Raw genomic sequence first — 17,132 nt, 5'->3', positions numbered from 1 at the left:
ACATGGAGTGCTTTTTCGTTATGCGATTATCTTTAATATTTCATCAATGTTAAGATATCATAATCTTCAAGCTTCTCTCTGCCGTCAAGGTAAGAAAGCTCGATTAAGAAAGCGATACCAGCAACAACGCCGCCAAGCTCTTCAACAAGTTTGATTGTCGCTTCAATTGTGCCGCCTGTCGCAAGCAGGTCATCTGTAATAAGCACACGCTGACCCGGTCTAATCGCATCTTTGTGGATCGTTAATACGTCTTTTCCGTATTCCAAGCCGTAGTCCACTTTGATCACTTCACGAGGCAATTTGCCTTCTTTACGAACCGGCGCAAAACCAACGCCAAGCGCGTAAGCAACAGGACAGCCGATAATAAAGCCGCGCGCTTCAGGTCCGACGACCAAATCAATTTGCTTTTCTTTCGCATATTCAACAATTTGGTCTGTGGCATAGCGGTATACATCGCCTTTATCCATCAATGTCGTAATATCTTTAAATTGCACGCCCTCTTTCGGGTAATCCGGTACAATTGTTACGTATTGTTTTAAATCCATCTGTTTTATGTCCTCCTCGTACTTTCATAAGCCTCTGAATCTTTTTTCATCAGCTTATTCAGCCATTCCTTCAGCTCTTCAGCAGAAGAATAATTCAGCTTTTGATCCAGTTCCATCAGCTGCTTCTTCTCCTGATATGTTTGTGAGTCTGTTAAGTCGCGTTTTTTCACTCCGCTAACCACAGACAGCACACCATTCTCTATTTTAACAAAACCGAGATCAAAAAACACCTTTGTCATGAAATTGATTGTTTCTATTGACCAGCCTTTATGCCTCGCAAGCTCTGAACCGTGTTTTTTCACGTCGAAAGAACCCCTTTTCAGAAGAAACGCATAATACCATTTAAAGTAGTCTCTTGCGGGAAAAGCTGATAAAAAGTGGTCCTCATGATTGAGAAAAATAAAATATATCCGCTCGGGCGCCTTGCCTTCCAGCAAATGTGTGAGCATGTCCAAGGAAGGCGGCGGATCCAGCAGTACAATATAAGCACCATCGAGATCAAACGCCTTCGCTTGATCTTCAGAGCTAATGACGTGCACTTCGCGGTGAAGGTCTTCATCCTCAAGAAGTGTTGTTGAATCTTCTTTGAAAGAAACAATAGCCCGTTTAGCAGATGGAAGGGCGGAAACTGTGTCTTCCCACATCCGTTTTCCCCTTAAATCAAACAGCTGCCATTCAGAAACAGCGGCATCCTTAATCATTAGCTGCGGTTTTTTTCTATTGTTCCATTCGTTGATAGACATCTCACCGACAATTGAAATTCTTGAGCCGGGGACAATGCCTTCTTCAAGCTCACCTTTATGAAAACCGACGCAATCAAGCTGAGACGACTCGTTTTTGACCGTCATTTTTACATGATTTTTATTCGCGCCGATCTTGCGGACATCTTCCAGCACAGCGTTTTCCACGAGAACGTGCGGTTTCGGGTTCAGCATCCCAAAGGGGGACAGCAGGTTCATTTCTGTAATGCTGTCAACCGTAATGTCCTCGACACCGCAGACGAGATCAACTTCCTGTACAGGAATAAAATCCTCTTCCGTAAGCGTGTTTTCCGCTAGTTCATTCAGCCTGTTCCGCAAATCCGGCACATCTTCGGCATTCAGCGTCATCCCCGCCGCCATTGGATGGCCGCCGAAATGCGGAAGAATATCTCTGCATTCAGAAAGGCTCTCGAATAAATTAAAGCCTCTGATGCTCCGGGCCGAACCTTTAGCAATCCCTTTTTCTTCATCAATGCCAAGCACAATGGCCGGACGATAGAATCGGTCCACAAGCTTTGAAGCCACAATCCCGACGACACCTGGGTTCCACCCGGCTTTGGCCACGACGATTGCAGTTTGGTCGAGATTTTGCTGTTCAACCATTTCAATCGCTTCATCCGTCATCTTGCTAACCATTTTTTGGCGCTCTTTGTTTAGCTGGTCAATTTCAGCGGCAAGCTCTTCCGCTTCTAACTGATCCTCTGACATAAGCAAATGGACAGCGGGATCCGCCTGTTCGATTCTCCCGACGGCATTCAGCCTTGGTGCAAGCTGGAACCCGACAGTTTCTTCGTTCGCTTCTCCAAGGTCTCCGCCTGACAGCTTGATCAGCTCTTGTAAGCCCAGCCGATTCGTCCGCCGAAGCCTTTCAAGTCCCAGTGTTGCAATTAATCTGTTTTCGTCATGCAGCGGGACAAGGTCAGCAATCGTGCCGATCGCTGCCAGGTCAAGCAGTTCATCTGGAAGTTCGCCCAATAAAGCGTGGGCAAGCTTAAACGCAACTCCGACTCCGGCCAGTTCTTTATACGGGTAGGTACAGCCCGGCTGCTTCGGGTGGACAATCGCGTGAACATCCGGAAGCTCCGGCCCCGGCTCATGGTGATCTGTAATGATAACATCCAGCCCGAGTTCCTTGGCCACATTTGCTTCATGCACAGCGGCAATCCCTGTATCAACCGTAATAATCAGAGAGAAGCCTCGTTCTTTAATCGAACGAAACGCCTGTTCATTAGGGCCATAGCCTTCTTTAAAGCGGTCAGGTATATAAAAATCAACTTGAGCCGACAGCTTTTGCAGTGTATGGAGCATCACTGAGGTACTGGTAACTCCATCGGCATCATAATCGCCATATATCATAATCTGTTCTTGTTGTGATATCGCCTGTTTTATTCGATCTGCCGCTTCTTTCATGCCCTTCATTTCAAACGGATCATAAAAATCGGCATCCTTTGTATGTAAAAACAGGCTTGCGCTTTCTGCTGTATCAAAGCCTCTTTTTACAAGCAGGGACGCAACAAGAGGTGTGATATGCAATTGTTCTGTGAGTGATTTGACCTTATCCTGATCTGGTCGCTGGATTTCCCATCGCATTTTTGATGCTAACATAAATTCACCCCTCAACCACCCTATTATACTAGAGCAGGCTGAGGGGTTTCAAATATTATTCGAAAACTAGTCTTTTTTCTCAAGTCTGGCTGATGCATCCTGTGTGTCGTTCAGGTCAGGATGCAACGTATCCTCTTGTTTATGTATCGTGCCTTGTGCAGTTTTGTTTTCTTTCCTCAGCGCTTTTATTTCCCGCTTTAGTTTCATCACTTGAAAAATGCCGGCAGAAAATACGATCAGCGCCCCCATTAAAACGGAGCCTAAAATAACAAGAATAAGCGGCCACTCCGATCTGCCAAACAGATAATCAACTTCTACCGATCTTACATTAATCACTGCAAAAATAGCGACAATTAAGGTGAAAATAAGTGCGAAAATAATGGTCCATTGTTTATTCATTCTCTTTCCCCCAAACTTCACATTATTAGGTAACTTTCCCTGTCAAGGCTTGTTTTAAACATGGCTTGACGCTAGGTCAAGCCTCATTTGCGGTTAACTTTTCCCGGATCAGCCTCTTCAGTCCGTTTCTCTCACCGGAAATCACAAGGGTATCTCCTTCATCAATGACGGTTGCCGATCTCGGATTCAATTGTTTTTCCTGATTCTTCTTAATAATCGCAATGATGGTCACATGATATTCCTGCCCTGCATTCAAATCACCGATTGTATGATGAATGGCAGGCGCTCCAACCTCTGCTTTACACCACTCTATAATTAAATCATTAAGGGCTGCCTCGACGCTTTCCAATGCTTTTGGTTTATATGCCATTCCGCCCAGAATGGCAGAAATTTGCCTGGCTTCAGCGTCATCAAATTGCACCGAGGCAACACATTCTTCATGATCATTTTCATCAAAATAGTACAGCTCTCTCCGGCCGTCATGATGAATAATAATTGAAATTTTATCGCGGTTTCTCGTGATGATTTCCACTTTATGCCCGATGCCCGGCAACACTGATTCACGAACCCTCATATATAAACCCTCCCACATATCTGAAAACCAGCCACATACTTTTTAACACCATTTATATGTGTAAATGTAAGCGCATGTCATTATAGCAAATGTCTATTTTAAGTTCAATGAAACTTCAAAAAAACAGGCTGCCCAGCAAAGGACAGCCTGACACTTTTTTATTGAATCGAATCTTTTTTCAGTTCTTTCCCTTTCCATACAAGCCAAATTTGCGCGGCGATGTATAGGGATGAATATACACCTGTCAACAGCCCGATTAACAGTGCGACTGAGAAGTTCGTAATAGAAGCCGCTCCAAAAATCAACAGCGCCACTACAACAATCACTACAGTCAGTACCGTATTTACTGAACGCGTAAAGGTTTGCTGCAGGCTTAAGTTTACGATATGTTTCAGGTCAGCAAATGTTTTCGGCTTGCGTTTTTTCATATGCTCGCGAATCCTGTCAAATGTAACAATTGTATCGTTTATCGAATATCCGATAATCGTCAGGACGGCGGCAATAAACGTAACATCTACTTCCAGCCTTGTCATGCTGAAAATGGTAAGGATGAAGAAAGCGTCATACAGCAGCGAAGCAATAGCGGCAATCGCCATTTTATATTCAAACCGGATCGAAACGTAAATGATGATACAGATAGAAGCGATCGCGACTGCGTACAGGGCATTTCTCGCGAGCTCTTTACCGACTGTCGGTGAAACTGTGCTGACATTCGGCTCTGTCCCGTATTTGTCTTTGAAGTACGTTTTTACTTCGGCAATCGTTTCTTTATCTGGCACTCCGACAAAACGCGCAACCCCGATATTGCTTTTGTCACCAGAAAGTACAATTGTATCAGGGTCCATCCCAATTGATGCAAAGTCTTTCTCCACCTGCTCTGTGGTCAGCTTATGTTCGCTTTGCACTTCAATCCGTGAGCCGCTTGCAAAATCAATGCCCAGATTCAGCTTAAACACGAGCAAAATAATAATTCCTATAACAGTGATGGCACTGGAGAATATGAGGAAAAATTTACGCTTGCTTGTGAAGTCCCATTTTTGGAACGGCGTATACGGTTCGGTATTTTCATCTGTATGCTGAATATCCATGATATGTTTCTTTTTGACGCCGAACCAGCCTTTTTTCCGATCAAACCATCTGCTTTCCACAAGTAGCGACAGCAAAAATCTTGATAAGAAAACCGCTGTGATAAAGCTTGTCAAAATCGACAGGATCAACATTGTCGCAAACCCTTTTACAGAGCTTGTCCCAAAGATGAAGAGCACAACCGCCGCAATGATCGTTGTAATATTGGCGTCAAGAATCGTCGCGAACGACCGTCTGTTTCCTGAACGAAAGGCAGAGCGGACCGACTTTCCTAGCTTAAGTTCCTCTTTAATCCGTTCATAGGTGATGATATTTGCATCAACAGCCATCCCGACACCTAATATGAGCGCGGCAATTCCCGGAAGTGTGAGTACAGCATTCATCCAGTCAAAGACCTGGAGTGTAATATAGATGTAAACCGACAGCGTAATCACTGCGATAAATCCAGGCAGGCGATAATAGAAAAGCATAAATAAGAAAATAATTGCGATTCCGATAATGCCTGCAAACACCGTATCCTGCAGCGCCTGCTGTCCAAATTGTGCTCCTACTGATGTTGAATATTTTTCAGTCAGTTTTACAGGAAGCGCGCCGGCGTTTAAAATGCTTGCGAGATCTTTCGCTTCTTGAACCGTAAATTGACCTTCAATTGTAACATCTTTTGTGTTTAATTCTTGGCTTACATTTGGAGCAGATACATACTTGGGATGCTCTTTTTGAACTTCTTTTCTAAAGGAGTCTCCTTTTTCGTAATCCATCCAAATGACAAGCTGATTGTTTGGCGCCATGTTCATGACTTTTTTAGTCACTTCGCCGAATTTATCAGCGTCTTTCAGTTTAATGCTGACAATGGGTTCATTTGTTTTGGCGTCATATGTTTGTTTAGCCCCGTTTTCGACGAGGTCAGAGCCATTCAGCAATTCTTTATCATTTGTATCCCTGAAAGAAAGCTGAGCTTCAGTGGCTAAGATTTCACGTGCTCTGTTTTGGTTTGTCACCCCAGCGAGCTGAACGCGAATCCGGTTATTCCCTTCGATTTGAATGTTCGGTTCGCTGACACCGAGAACATTGGCCCTGCGGTTCAACGCCTCTACTGTGCTGACCAGAACGTCTTTTGTGATTTTGTCACCTTTTTTTACGGGCTGTACATCATACAGCACCTCAAATCCGCCTTGCAAATCCAATCCTAACGTAATATTGTTAGCCGCAGGCTTCGTAAAGTAGCCTAAGCCCGTGCCAATCAATAAAACGAGAAGGAAAAACGCAATCAAGCGCCCTTTTTTCATTATGTATATCCTCCCTTAAACCTATGTGAATCAGCCTGCTATCTCAGCAGTTCTTCCAATGCTTCCTGGCCTTCTTCACTGCCCAGCCAATTAGACGTTTTAAACGACTCAACAGTTGCATAGTTCATAAATTCGCCAATTTTCACTGATAAAATATCGCTTGTCAGTTCATAAATGTGCAGTTCCGTTTTCTTTTTCCACTTCTTATCTGTTAAGTACGACCACAAACTTTCGAGTTCAACATCATCATATCCGAGAATCTTAAACTCTTCCAATTTGCTGCGAAGAAACGGCCTGACGTGGTCTTTATATAGATCGGCGGGATGCTTCTCCATGAATTCCACGCTCCTTTTTTTATTGTTTTTCAAGAAGACTTGTCATGCTTGGACGATATAAACGCATATCTTTATTGTATATGATTACAGGTAGTTTGAGAAGGCAGGGGGTAAAAATGGCGAAACAGACGTTTTTAAGGGGCACTCTTATCCTGATCGCTGCAGGAATGGTTACAAGAATGCTCGGTTTTGTCAACCGGGTGGTGATCGCCCGGTTTATCGGTGAAGAAGGAGTCGGGCTTTACATGATGGCGGCGCCGACCTTTTTCTTGGCTACTACATTAACTCAATTCGGTCTTCCGGTCGCGATCAGCAAGCTTGTGGCTGAAGCCAGCGCGCGCGGAGATCATCAAAAAACAAAAAATATTTTAGTCATGTCACTGACCATCACAGGAGTGCTCAGCCTAATCTTTACACCGCTGTTTTTATTTTTCGCCCCGGTTATGGCGGAAACGATGCTGACAGATAAGAGAACACTGTACCCGCTTCTGGCCATTACGCCGGTTGTGCCGATCATTGCCATATCCAGTGTACTCAGGGGATACTTTCAAGGAAAACAGAATATGAACCCGCTAGCCGTGTCACAAGTTCTTGAACAGGTCGTCCGCATTTCACTTGTCGCTGTATGCACGACGATTTTTCTCCCTTACGGAATTGAATATGCCGCAGCAGGGGCAATGATATCTTCAGTCGCAGGTGAGCTGGCGTCACTCCTTTATTTGTTTGTTTGCTTTAAGTATAAAAAAACAATCAAAATCAGAAAGCATTTTTTCCAATCCATTAAAAACGGCAAACAAACCTTCACCCAATTAATGAGCGTATCCCTTCCTACGACGGGAAGCCGCTTTATCGGCAACCTCTCTTGGTTTTTCGAGCCGATTGTCGTCGCTCAAAGCCTTGCCATCGCCGGCGTAGCGACAGTTGCCGCCACGAAGCAATACGGGGAGCTGACCGGCTTTGCCATGACGCTATTGACTCTGCCCAGCTTTATTACATATTCTTTGTCGACTGCACTTGTTCCTGCGATCAGTGAAGGAATGGAACAGAAAAAACTGCAGGTGGTGGAATACAGGCTGGAGCAGGCAATGCGTCTGTGCCTGCTCAGCGGGGGGATTGCAGTTGTCATTTTGTATGTATTTGCGGATGAGCTGATGAGGGTGATGTATGGTTCCTCAGGCGCAGCTGTATTTATCAAAGTCATGGCCCCGTTTTTTTTGCTATATTATTTTCAAGGCCCTCTTCAAGCTGTGCTGCAGGCGCTTAATTTAGCGGGCGCTGCGATGATGAACAGCTTAATCGGGGCCCTTGTCAAAACGGGTCTTATTTTCGTCCTTGCCACCAGACCGTCCCTCGGCATAATGGGCGCGGCATTAGCCATCGTAACAGGCATGGTGCTCGTTACGCTTTTGCATGCGGCAACAGTGAGCAAGGTGCTGCCAATCAGTATCAAAATCAAGGAATATGCGCTCAGTTTCGCTGTGATTGTGGTATGCGGATTCATCAGCTCCGCTATCAAACAATATGTAACCTTTGGCGCGTCCGAAGTTGTGAATGTCGCCGGATGGATTGTGATGAGCGTTGCCGTCTATATCGTCCTCCTGCTTATTTTCCGTTTAATTAAAAAAGATGAGCTTCGCCGCATTCCCATTATCGGACGGCTGATCGTCCGATAATGCTCACGTGCGAGGCCCATCTTTTTCATCAATAAATAATTCTCCGTCAGTAAACGAGCAGAATGAAATCTCTGAACAATTTGTATATCCGTGTTTTCTTAATTTATCAAGCAGCCATTGCTTATCTTTACCGATTCTGGACAGGTTTTCTGTTTGGATAGCTCCGTCTATAATGAGCGGCATTTCGAGCTGCCGATGCTCGCCGCTCTTTTCTTTTTTGACAACTGTCAGTTTGCCTGACGGCTCCAAAATGGCAAATGATACATCAGCTACTCTGTCGATATTATTTTCTCTGAGCTGAACCATTAAATCATCAAAATTATAACGCTGTGATTTCATTGCGTCTTCGTCAATTTTTCCATATTTAATAATAATCGTCGGCTTGCCGTCCAGAAGCTGGCGGATTTTTCGGTTTTTTAAAGAAAAGTATGCGAATGTCACTTGAATAATCATTAAGACAAGCATTGGCAAAATGGTGTGAAATAGATGATCTTCTACGTTTTCTATCGCTAAAACGGCAATTTCAGCCATCATGATAAAGACAACGAGGTCTAAAATGCTAAGCTCCCCGATCTCCCGTTTGCCCATAAAACGAAAAATGACCAATATCACAAAATACAATATAATCGTGCGAATCGTAATAGTGAGAAGCTCTTCCATATTACACCTCCAACTCACCATAGGATGCAACAAAACGAACAAATTATGTAAGATGAACAAATCGATTTCATAAAGCTTTTACGTCTAATTATCGGGATAAGGGAATACATTTTTACAAAGACGAGCCATCAGCATGTCTGATAGCTTTGTTCAAAAAGAACAGAGGCCTTTACATACAGGCAGAGAGGAGACATTCATGGAGGAAACGAAACAAGTTGGAAAAGGCATTCTTTACGGCTTAATCGCCATTTTCTCAGCCATGCTTCTGACGAGCTTAGCCGTTTCACTTTTACTGACGGCAACCTCGCTTGAAGAGTCGTCATTTAACTGGCTGATCACCGCCATCTCATTTCTATCTTTATTCATCGGCGGGTTTATCTCAGGAGGAAAAGGGAAGGAAAGAGGCTGGATGATCGGGGCGTTGACTGCCTTAAGCTTTTCAGTGATTATTTTGTTGTTTCAGTATTTAGGGTTCGGAATAACATTTACAGCGGAGCAGCTGCTTTACCATCTAGGATTTTTAGGGGTCTGCATGCTGGGCGGGATTTTCGGCGTGAATATGAGGGGAAACAGGTCTTCCACATAAAAAAGAGCGGAATCATCCGCTCTTTTTTTGTTTGCTATGTATAGCTCCTGCTGTTATTCAGCAGCAGAAACTTCTCTGATCGCGCGGCGGTCGAACGTTAGACGTGTGTTTTCACCAGTCTTAATGACGACTTTGCTTTCGTCGATAGAGTCAACAGTGCCGTGCAATCCCCCGATTGTCACTACTGAATCGCCTTTTTTCAGTTCCTCCTGCATTTGGCGCACAGCCTTTTGCTGTTTTTGCTGAGGACGAATCAGCAAGAAATAAAGGACCGCAAACATTAAAATAATAGGAACCAATGTACCTAAAGTGCCTGTCATAATTTTCACCCCTTTCTGTAAGCCAGTGATTAATTTTTATTTAGAAGCTTTTCGCATTTGGCTTGTTGTAGCCGTAACGCTCAAAGAACTCTTCTCTGAAATCACCCAGACGATCCTCACGAATAGCCTGTCTTACCTGCTCCATTAAGTGTAACAGAAAATGAAGGTTATGATAAGTTGTTAATCGAAGGCCCAATGTTTCGTTGCAGCGGATCAAATGTCTGATATACGCGCGTGTGTAGTTTTTACATGTGTAGCAATCACATTCTTCATCAATCGGACGGAAATCTCTTTCGAATTTCGCATTTTTCATATTGAGACGGCCATCAGCGGTAAACACTGTGCCATTTCTTGCAATCCGAGTAGGCAGCACACAGTCAAACATATCGACCCCGCGGATCGCCCCATCGATCAGTGCGTCCGGAGAACCGACCCCCATCAGATATCTCGGTTTATCCTTCGGCAAAAGCGGTGTTGTAAACTCAAGCACACGATTCATGACATCCTTCGGTTCACCTACAGATAATCCGCCTATAGCATATCCCGGAAAATCAAGAGAAATCAAGTCTTTCGCGCTTTGCGTGCGCAAATCTTCATATTCTCCGCCTTGCACGATGCCAAACAGCCCTTGTTCATTCTGGCGGCTGTGGGCATTCAGACAGCGTTCCGCCCAGCGGCTTGTCCGCTCAACTGAGCGCTTCATATAATCGTACTCTGCCGGATATGGCGGGCATTCGTCAAACGCCATCATAATATCGGAGCCGAGTGCGTTTTGGATTTCCATCGCTTTTTCTGGAGATAAAAACAGCTTGTCCCCATTTAAGTGATTGCGGAAATGGACGCCCTCTTCCTCTATATTACGAAACTTGCTCAAAGAAAAGACCTGAAAACCGCCTGAATCTGTTAAAATCGCGCGGTCCCAATTCATAAATTGATGGAGCCCGCCCGCTTCTTTCACAATATCCTGGCCCGGTCGGAGCCACAGGTGATACGTGTTGCTTAAAATGATGCCCGCATCCATTGCTTTCAGCTCTTCAGGCGACATCGTTTTGACTGTCGCCAGTGTGCCCACCGGCATAAAAACAGGCGTTTCAAAGGAGCCATGGGGCGTATGCACTTTGCCCAGCCGCGCCCCTGTTTGTTTGCATTCTTTTATAAATTCATAGCGTATTGGTTGTTCAGCCACTTTTGGTGAGGCCTCCTGTTCTCAAATTATAGAATCAGCATCGCGTCTCCGAAGCTGAAGAAACGGTATTCCTCTTCCACCGCATGGTTATAGGCGCGCAGAACGTTTTCTCTTCCCGCAAGCGCACTGACCAGCATAATCAATGACGATTTAGGCAAATGGAAGTTTGTAATCATTCCGTCAATGGCTTTAAATTCATAGCCCGGATAAATAAAGATAGATGTCCAGCCGCTTGATGCTTTAAATTGTCCGTCATGCTCCCCGGCAATCGTTTCAAGCGTGCGTGTCGAAGTCGTGCCGACGGAAATGATTCGGCCGCCCTTTTCCCTTACTTTGTTTAAAGCCGCAGCCGTTTCTTCTGACATTTGATAAAACTCTGCATGCATATTATGCTCTTCAACGTCATCGGCACTCACAGGGCGAAACGTTCCAAGGCCTACGTGAAGAGTGATGAACTCAATTTGCACACCTTTGTCTTTCAATTGCTGCAAGATTTCTTCCGTGAAGTGAAGGCCTGCAGTAGGCGCTGCGGCAGAGCCGATTTCTTTTGAAAACACTGTTTGGTAGCGCTCTCTGTCATCAAGCTGTTCTTTGATATATGGTGGGAGCGGCATCTCTCCAAGGGATTCCAGCACCTCATAGAAAATGCCTTCATATTGAAATTCTACTTTTCTGCCGCCATGCTCAAGCTCATCCGTACAGACTGCCTTTAATCTTCCGTCTCCAAACGTCACTACGGTTCCCTTTTTCACCCGTTTCGCCGGTTTGACAAGCGTTTCCCACTTGTCACCAGCTTCTTGTTTGAGCAAAAGAAGTTCCACTTTCGCGCCGGTATCCTCTTTTGTTCCGAATAACCGCGCCGGGAGCACACGGGTATTGTTCAGCACAAGGCAATCTCCTTCTTTAAAGAAGCTGATAATATGCTTAAACGAGCTGTCAGTCAGCTCTCCCGTATGTTTATCAAGCACCATCAGCCTTGAAGCATCACGCTGTTCCAACGGCACTTGTGCAATTAAACGTTCCGGTAATTCAAAATCAAATAAATCGACTTTCATGATGATTTCACCTTTATTCTAGTCTTTTGTTATTTCATTCTGCCGAAAAGAGTAAGCAAAATTGATAATACCACACTTATGATGATACAAGTGACAACCGGGAAGAAAAACGTGACATTTCCCTTTTTCACAAAAATATCTCCCGGCATCTTGCCGACAACATGCAACACTGCTCCGATGATAAGCATAACAGCACCAAGAATCATAATGATCTTAGGGAATTCAGTCATATCGGGGAGCCTCCATTTGGAAGTGATGATAAACGGCCGGTGTCACGATCCTTCCACGCGGCGTTCTTTGGATAAAACCAATTTGCAGCAGATACGGCTCGTATACGTCTTCAATCGTATGCGGTTCTTCGCCGATCGTGGCTGAAATGGTATCAAGACCCACAGGGCCTCCGTTAAACTTTTCGATCATGCCCATCAGGAGCTTGTGGTCAATATGGTCCAAACCGAGACGGTCAACCTGAAGCCGCTCCAGCGCATCCTGCGAAATCTCTTCCGTAATCCGGCTGTCACCCAGCACCTGGGCAAAATCGCGGACCCTTCTCAGCAGGCGGTTCGCTACGCGGGGCGTCCCTCTCGATCTTCTCGCGATTTCGAGAGCAGACGGGTTATCAATCTCAACCTCGAATACGTCAGCTGTTCTTGTGACAATGTCCGCAAGCTCTTCTTGCGTATAGTATTCAAGGCGCGACATCACGCCGAATCGATCTCTTAACGGCGCCGTCAAAAGCCCTACCCTCGTCGTGGCGCCTACCAGCGTAAAAGGCGGCAAGTCGAGCCGGACGGAGCGGGCAGAGGGGCCTTTACCGATCACAATATCCAGACAAAAGTCTTCCATCGCAGGATATAGCACCTCTTCAATCGATCTGTGGAGCCTATGTATTTCATCAATAAATAATACATCACCTGGCTCCAGTGCCGTTAATATGGCAGCCAAATCACCAGGTCTTTCAATCGCAGGCCCTGACGTCGTCCGCAATTCCACTCCCATTTCATTGGCAACAATGGAAGCAAGCGTCGTTTTCCCAAGTCCCGGCGGCCCGTACAGAAGAACATGATCCAGCGTCTCCTGTCTCATTTTTGCCGCGTCTATAAATACGCGCAAATTTTCTTTCACCTTATGCTGCCCGATATACTGCGCCAGATTTTGCGGCCTCAAACTTTGCTCTATCATTGATTCATGGTTGTCTGCTTCACTTGAGACGAGCCGTTCATCCATGAACATCACCTTACTTCAATAGTTTTTGTAATGCTTTTTTCACATATTGGTCTGTTGTCAGCCCAGCTTCTTCGTTTAAGTGAGGAAGCACCTTTTTGATTTCTTTTTCAGCGTAACCGAGAACCCTGAGGGCCTCAAGCGCTTCTTCGAGAGCCGTTTCTGCTGTTTGCTTTTCAAGCCTTTCTTCATGATTAAACAGGTTTTCAATCATTTCAGGCACGACATCAGCGAGCTTTCCTTTTAAATCAAGAATAATCTGGCGCGCGGTTTTCTTTCCTACACCAGGAAACTTGACCAAAAAGGCTTCATCCTCATTTTCAATCGCTTGGATAACCGCTCCCGGATCACCTGAGCCTAAAATGGCGAGTGCCCCTTTTGGACCGATTCCGGTCACGTTTAACAGCTTTGTAAAGAGCGCCTTCTCCTCTCTTGTTGAAAAACCGTAGAGCGAAAAAGCATCCTCTCTGATATGATGGTACGTAAAAATCGTTTCTTTGTTTCTCTCCTTGTATATAAACGGATTCGGCGTGAAGATCTGATAGCCAATGCCGCCGTTCTCTATCACAATATATTGGGGAGATACATAATCAATCGTCCCTTTTACAAATTCGATCACGCAAATTCACCTCTTTGACTGTTCTTCATTGTACCATAAAAACAGCCAAAGTCTCATAGAAAAGTTAACATACGTTCGCTTCTCTCTCATTCTTTCACGAAAAAAAAGACATGAATACATGTCTTCAATCAGCGGACGTCAACCGCTGTATGTCTTCATATGTTCTATTACGTCCTCAAACTCCGCTTTCGTCCGAAATGGAATGCCTTTCAGCAGATTTTTTTGCATATGGCTCTCCAGCCTTTCTAAATCAATTTGAAAAAAAGACTGAATCGGTTCGGAATCTGACTCAGGCCGCCCATGAAAGGTGGAAATCACGCCATGATCCGATACACCGATATACCCGTTCACCTTGCTGAGCGGAGAAATATCATCCATTTGCTTCCGGAAGAGTACATAGCCCTTTTTTTGTTCGACAAGCGTCCAGCCGGCATAAGCTGCCCAAAAATCATCCATAGAAAGCACTTTTTCATGCTTATGCTCAATACTGACATCGCCGTCCAAATACACTTTTTCAAGCTGCACATGCACCTGCAGCGGCTCATAGTGCTCCACTTCGGCTCCTAATGCACGGGGAGGAGCAACTATTAGAAATGCTGCGGCTGAGCAAAAAATGCCCAGCAAAAGATACGCCGTGCTGAATCGTTTCACCCTCTACACCTCTTTGCACACGTTTATGACTAGTTTGACCAAAGAGGCTACTGCTTAACCGTTTTCTCGAAATTTGTTTGCACGTTTTCCCTGACAAGCCGTTCCTCCGTCAAGACATCGGCGCTTTGCTCAGAAATCGTCAGGAATTGCGTCAGAAAAGCACTGAAAAAATACAATGCCGCAAAAATCCAAATCACCCCGCCTGCACCGAGCGGACCAATGAAAAGACTGACGATGCCCGGCGCGATAAACGCACATAAACCAGAACCTAAATTCAACACTGACATGGCAGCCCCTTTATTATCAGGTGCAAGCGTCGGCAAAAGCGCGCTTAATGGCACGTAGCCAGCCAATGCCGCACCGTAACAGCAAGCGATCACCATCAGCACCCAATACTGATGCCCGATCAACTGAGGCGTGTAATAAAGCGCCAGCGTAAAAATGCCGCAACCGACACCGCCAAACCACATCACGGTATTGCGCCAGCCAAGTTTATCTCCGACTGCACCAAATATGATGTTACATACAATATTCACAAAAAACAGCGTCCCCCATATTTGCAGCCATTCCGAAACGGAATACCCGTAACGCGCTAAATAAGTAGGAAGAAAGATGGCAAATCCGAATTGCCCTATGGCATTAATTGTCTTGACCACTCCGCCGATGCCGACCTTAGGGTTTTCAAACATAATTGTAAACGCCTTCGACAGTTCTTTCCATTTCGGCTGATCTGGGTGTACAGGTGTGAATGTATCTCTATTAAAAAATAAGGCGAGGAATCCTCCTGCCGCCACAAATAACAAAGCGCTCCAAAGCGTATTGATTTCTCCAAAGGCCGGAACCGCATAGCTGGAATAGAACGGCCCGAGCACGTTAAGGCCACACGTAAACATAAACCAAAACCAGCCGACGGCTTTTCCAAGAATACGATGAGAGGTGCTGTATGACACCCACACGAGAAAAGAGTATGCAAACAGCGGATATCCCAAGCCTCTAAGTGCATAGCTACCTAAGAGAGCCGGATAATGCATATGAGGAATCGCCCAGCCGATAAAAGCAACCGAACCGAGGATAAATGCAAGCAAACCGACAGTCATCGTTTTTCTTGGCCCCCAAGTTTGGACAAACGTGCCCGACAGCCAAGCCGAGATGGTGACTGCAATGCCATACATGGTAAATAAAGATGCGGATTGCTGCATGCTGAGACCGTGATCAACAAGAAAAGGAGACAGCCAGCCTTGTTCGAGCCCGTCTCCAACCATAAAGATGACAACGCCAATATAACCCCAAACCATGTGAGAAGGAATTCCGATTTTGTTCAAAATAGTTCCTTTACCTTGTGCTGTATTCATTTTCTCCACCGCCTGCTTAAAGTATCAAAGTATCGATGGAGGTTATATACCCAAGCTTTGTGACTGTTAATCCTGCTTGCTCAAAAAGCGATTTTTTCATTGTGCTCGACACTGACAGGCATACCGATAGCAAGAGACTGCTGAGCCGCTCTGGCGATCCGCTCCGCTTGAAAACCGTCGTTGCCCGTGCAGGCGTTTTCCCGGTTTGTGCCGATCGCTTCTGCAAACCGAATCATCTCCTCCTCATACGCATCCTTATAGCGCTCAAGGAAAAAGAAATGCGGTTTATCCTTCATCACGAAATCAGCCGTTGACACTTCGACTGTCGTCGGCCTGCTGTTGTCTGCCGCTGCCGAGCCTTTCGTCCCGAAAACCTCGACTCGCTGGTCATATCCGTACACAGCTTGTCGGCTGTTGTCAATCACAGCCATGGCACCGTTTTCAAATGTCAGTGTAATGACAGCCGTATCAATATCTCCCAGCTCTGCAAAGGATGGATTCACCAAAGCCGCCCCTTTTGCATACACTTCCGTCACTTCGCTTCCCATAATATATCTGGCCATATCAAAATCATGAATCGACATATCCATAAACAAACCGCCAGAAGTGCGGAGATAATCTACATGTGGGGGTTCTGGGTCCCGCGACGTGATTTTTAACAAGTGAGGCGTACCAATTTCACCATTTTCAACAATGGTTTTGATTTTTTTAAAATGAGGATCAAAACGGCGGTTAAAGCCGACTTGAAGTGCAACTCCGTGTTTTCGGACGGCCGCAAGCGCTTCTTTGGTTTCATCTAGAGAAAAACTGATAGGCTTCTCACAAAAAATATGTTTTTTCGCCTCTGCCGCTTCCCTGATCATCTGTGCATGCGTGGCTGTCGGTGAGCAAATAAGAACAGCTTCAATATCAGGGTCATGCAATAAATCACGATAGTCAGAGGTTATGTATTCAATCTGATGGCTCTCAGCCCACCTTTTTATATCGCTTGCCTGATTATCAGAGACCGCCTTTATTTTCATATGAGGAATTCGGCCGATATTTTGAACATGAAGTTTGCCGATGCGTCCAGCACCGATAATCCCTGTCACAATCTGTTTTGTCATTGCTTGTTCCCCCTTGAACATTACGAAAGCGCTTCATTTTAAATTAATACTATCCCATTTGTAAGCGCTTTTCAAGAATGGAAATGATCGCTCTATGTCTCTTTTATCA

Annotated in this window: 18 protein-coding genes; 2 read left to right on the top strand and 16 right to left on the bottom strand. The window is 45.2% G+C overall.

Features of this window, described 5'->3' with window-relative positions; all coding sequences use genetic code 11:
• Positions 1–32: 32 nt before the first annotated feature.
• The 6 genes from BV11031_RS04225 to comN all read right to left on the bottom strand — a co-directional run bounded on the left by BV11031_RS04225 (position 33) and on the right by comN (position 6,591).
• Positions 33–545, bottom strand: coding sequence for an adenine phosphoribosyltransferase (locus BV11031_RS04225; RefSeq protein ID WP_010331008.1), 513 nt, complete (start codon positions 543–545; stop codon positions 33–35).
• Positions 546–550: 5 nt separating this feature from the next.
• Entirely contained in the window at positions 551–2,911 is a 2,361-nt protein-coding gene (gene recJ / locus BV11031_RS04220; RefSeq protein WP_010331009.1) for a single-stranded-DNA-specific exonuclease RecJ, read from the bottom strand.
• Between the two features lie 66 nt (positions 2,912–2,977).
• A complete protein-coding gene (locus BV11031_RS04215) occupies positions 2,978–3,310 on the bottom strand; it encodes a LapA family protein (protein WP_010331010.1) in 333 nt (110 codons plus the stop codon).
• Positions 3,311–3,386: 76 nt separating this feature from the next.
• A complete protein-coding gene (locus tag BV11031_RS04210; RefSeq protein ID WP_010331011.1) occupies positions 3,387–3,884 on the bottom strand; it encodes a cation:proton antiporter regulatory subunit in 498 nt (165 codons plus the stop codon).
• 158 nt (positions 3,885–4,042) lie between these two features.
• Positions 4,043–6,256 (bottom strand): protein translocase subunit SecDF, encoded by a 2,214-nt coding sequence (secDF, locus tag BV11031_RS04205; protein ID WP_010331012.1) that lies wholly within the window; start codon positions 6,254–6,256, stop codon positions 4,043–4,045.
• Between the two features lie 38 nt (positions 6,257–6,294).
• A complete protein-coding gene (gene comN / locus BV11031_RS04200) occupies positions 6,295–6,591 on the bottom strand; it encodes a post-transcriptional regulator ComN (protein WP_010331013.1) in 297 nt (98 codons plus the stop codon).
• Between the two features lie 116 nt (positions 6,592–6,707).
• On the opposite strand from comN, the gene spoVB reads away from it, so the two are divergent.
• Positions 6,708–8,264 carry a stage V sporulation protein B gene (gene spoVB / locus BV11031_RS04195; RefSeq protein WP_010331014.1) on the top strand — a complete coding sequence of 519 codons (1,557 nt, stop codon included), beginning with the start codon at positions 6,708–6,710 and terminating at the stop codon, positions 8,262–8,264.
• 3 nt (positions 8,265–8,267) lie between these two features.
• Here spoVB and BV11031_RS04190 read toward each other — a convergent pair whose 3' ends face one another.
• A complete protein-coding gene (locus tag BV11031_RS04190) occupies positions 8,268–8,924 on the bottom strand; it encodes a DUF421 domain-containing protein (RefSeq protein ID WP_010331015.1) in 657 nt (218 codons plus the stop codon).
• A gap of 196 nt (positions 8,925–9,120) precedes the next feature.
• Between BV11031_RS04190 and BV11031_RS04185 the strand changes: the two genes are divergently transcribed.
• Complete coding sequence (locus BV11031_RS04185; RefSeq protein WP_010331016.1) at positions 9,121–9,510, top strand: TIGR04086 family membrane protein; 390 nt, start codon at positions 9,121–9,123, stop codon at positions 9,508–9,510.
• 53 nt (positions 9,511–9,563) lie between these two features.
• On the opposite strand, the gene yajC is transcribed toward BV11031_RS04185, so the two are convergent.
• From yajC to iolG, 9 genes are all read right to left on the bottom strand, one after another.
• Positions 9,564–9,830, bottom strand: a complete 267-nt coding sequence (gene yajC, locus BV11031_RS04180; protein ID WP_003237527.1) for a preprotein translocase subunit YajC — start codon at positions 9,828–9,830, stop codon at positions 9,564–9,566.
• A 40-nt stretch (positions 9,831–9,870) separates the two neighbouring features.
• Positions 9,871–11,016 (bottom strand): tRNA guanosine(34) transglycosylase Tgt, encoded by a 1,146-nt coding sequence (tgt, locus tag BV11031_RS04175; protein WP_010331017.1) that lies wholly within the window; start codon positions 11,014–11,016, stop codon positions 9,871–9,873.
• A 26-nt stretch (positions 11,017–11,042) separates the two neighbouring features.
• Positions 11,043–12,071: a tRNA preQ1(34) S-adenosylmethionine ribosyltransferase-isomerase QueA gene (gene queA, locus BV11031_RS04170; RefSeq protein WP_010331018.1), complete on the bottom strand. Its 1,029-nt coding sequence runs from the start codon at positions 12,069–12,071 to the stop codon at positions 11,043–11,045.
• Between the two features lie 29 nt (positions 12,072–12,100).
• Positions 12,101–12,301: a DUF2905 domain-containing protein gene (locus tag BV11031_RS04165; protein WP_010331019.1), complete on the bottom strand. Its 201-nt coding sequence runs from the start codon at positions 12,299–12,301 to the stop codon at positions 12,101–12,103.
• Positions 12,294–13,298, bottom strand: a complete 1,005-nt coding sequence (gene ruvB, locus BV11031_RS04160; protein ID WP_010331020.1) for a Holliday junction branch migration DNA helicase RuvB — start codon at positions 13,296–13,298, stop codon at positions 12,294–12,296. Before ruvB ends, BV11031_RS04165 begins: the two co-directional genes overlap by 8 nt.
• A 10-nt stretch (positions 13,299–13,308) precedes the next feature.
• Complete coding sequence (ruvA, locus tag BV11031_RS04155; RefSeq protein WP_010331021.1) at positions 13,309–13,914, bottom strand: Holliday junction branch migration protein RuvA; 606 nt, start codon at positions 13,912–13,914, stop codon at positions 13,309–13,311.
• 138 nt (positions 13,915–14,052) lie between these two features.
• Positions 14,053–14,565, bottom strand: a complete 513-nt coding sequence (gene bofC, locus BV11031_RS04150; RefSeq protein ID WP_010331022.1) for a sporulation cell-cell signaling protein BofC — start codon at positions 14,563–14,565, stop codon at positions 14,053–14,055.
• A 47-nt stretch (positions 14,566–14,612) separates the two neighbouring features.
• Positions 14,613–15,917, bottom strand: coding sequence for an MFS transporter (locus tag BV11031_RS04145; RefSeq protein WP_010331024.1), 1,305 nt, complete (start codon positions 15,915–15,917; stop codon positions 14,613–14,615).
• 80 nt (positions 15,918–15,997) lie between these two features.
• Positions 15,998–17,023, bottom strand: a complete 1,026-nt coding sequence (gene iolG / locus BV11031_RS04140) for an inositol 2-dehydrogenase (RefSeq protein WP_010331025.1) — start codon at positions 17,021–17,023, stop codon at positions 15,998–16,000.
• Between the last annotated feature and the right edge of the window lie 109 nt (positions 17,024–17,132).

The sequence above is a fragment of the Bacillus vallismortis genome (genome assembly GCF_004116955.1).
GTDB classification, from domain to species: Bacteria; Bacillota; Bacilli; order Bacillales; family Bacillaceae; genus Bacillus; species Bacillus vallismortis.
Note: the sequence above shows the minus strand (reverse complement) of the source record. Positions and strands in the feature narration are given on the sequence as shown.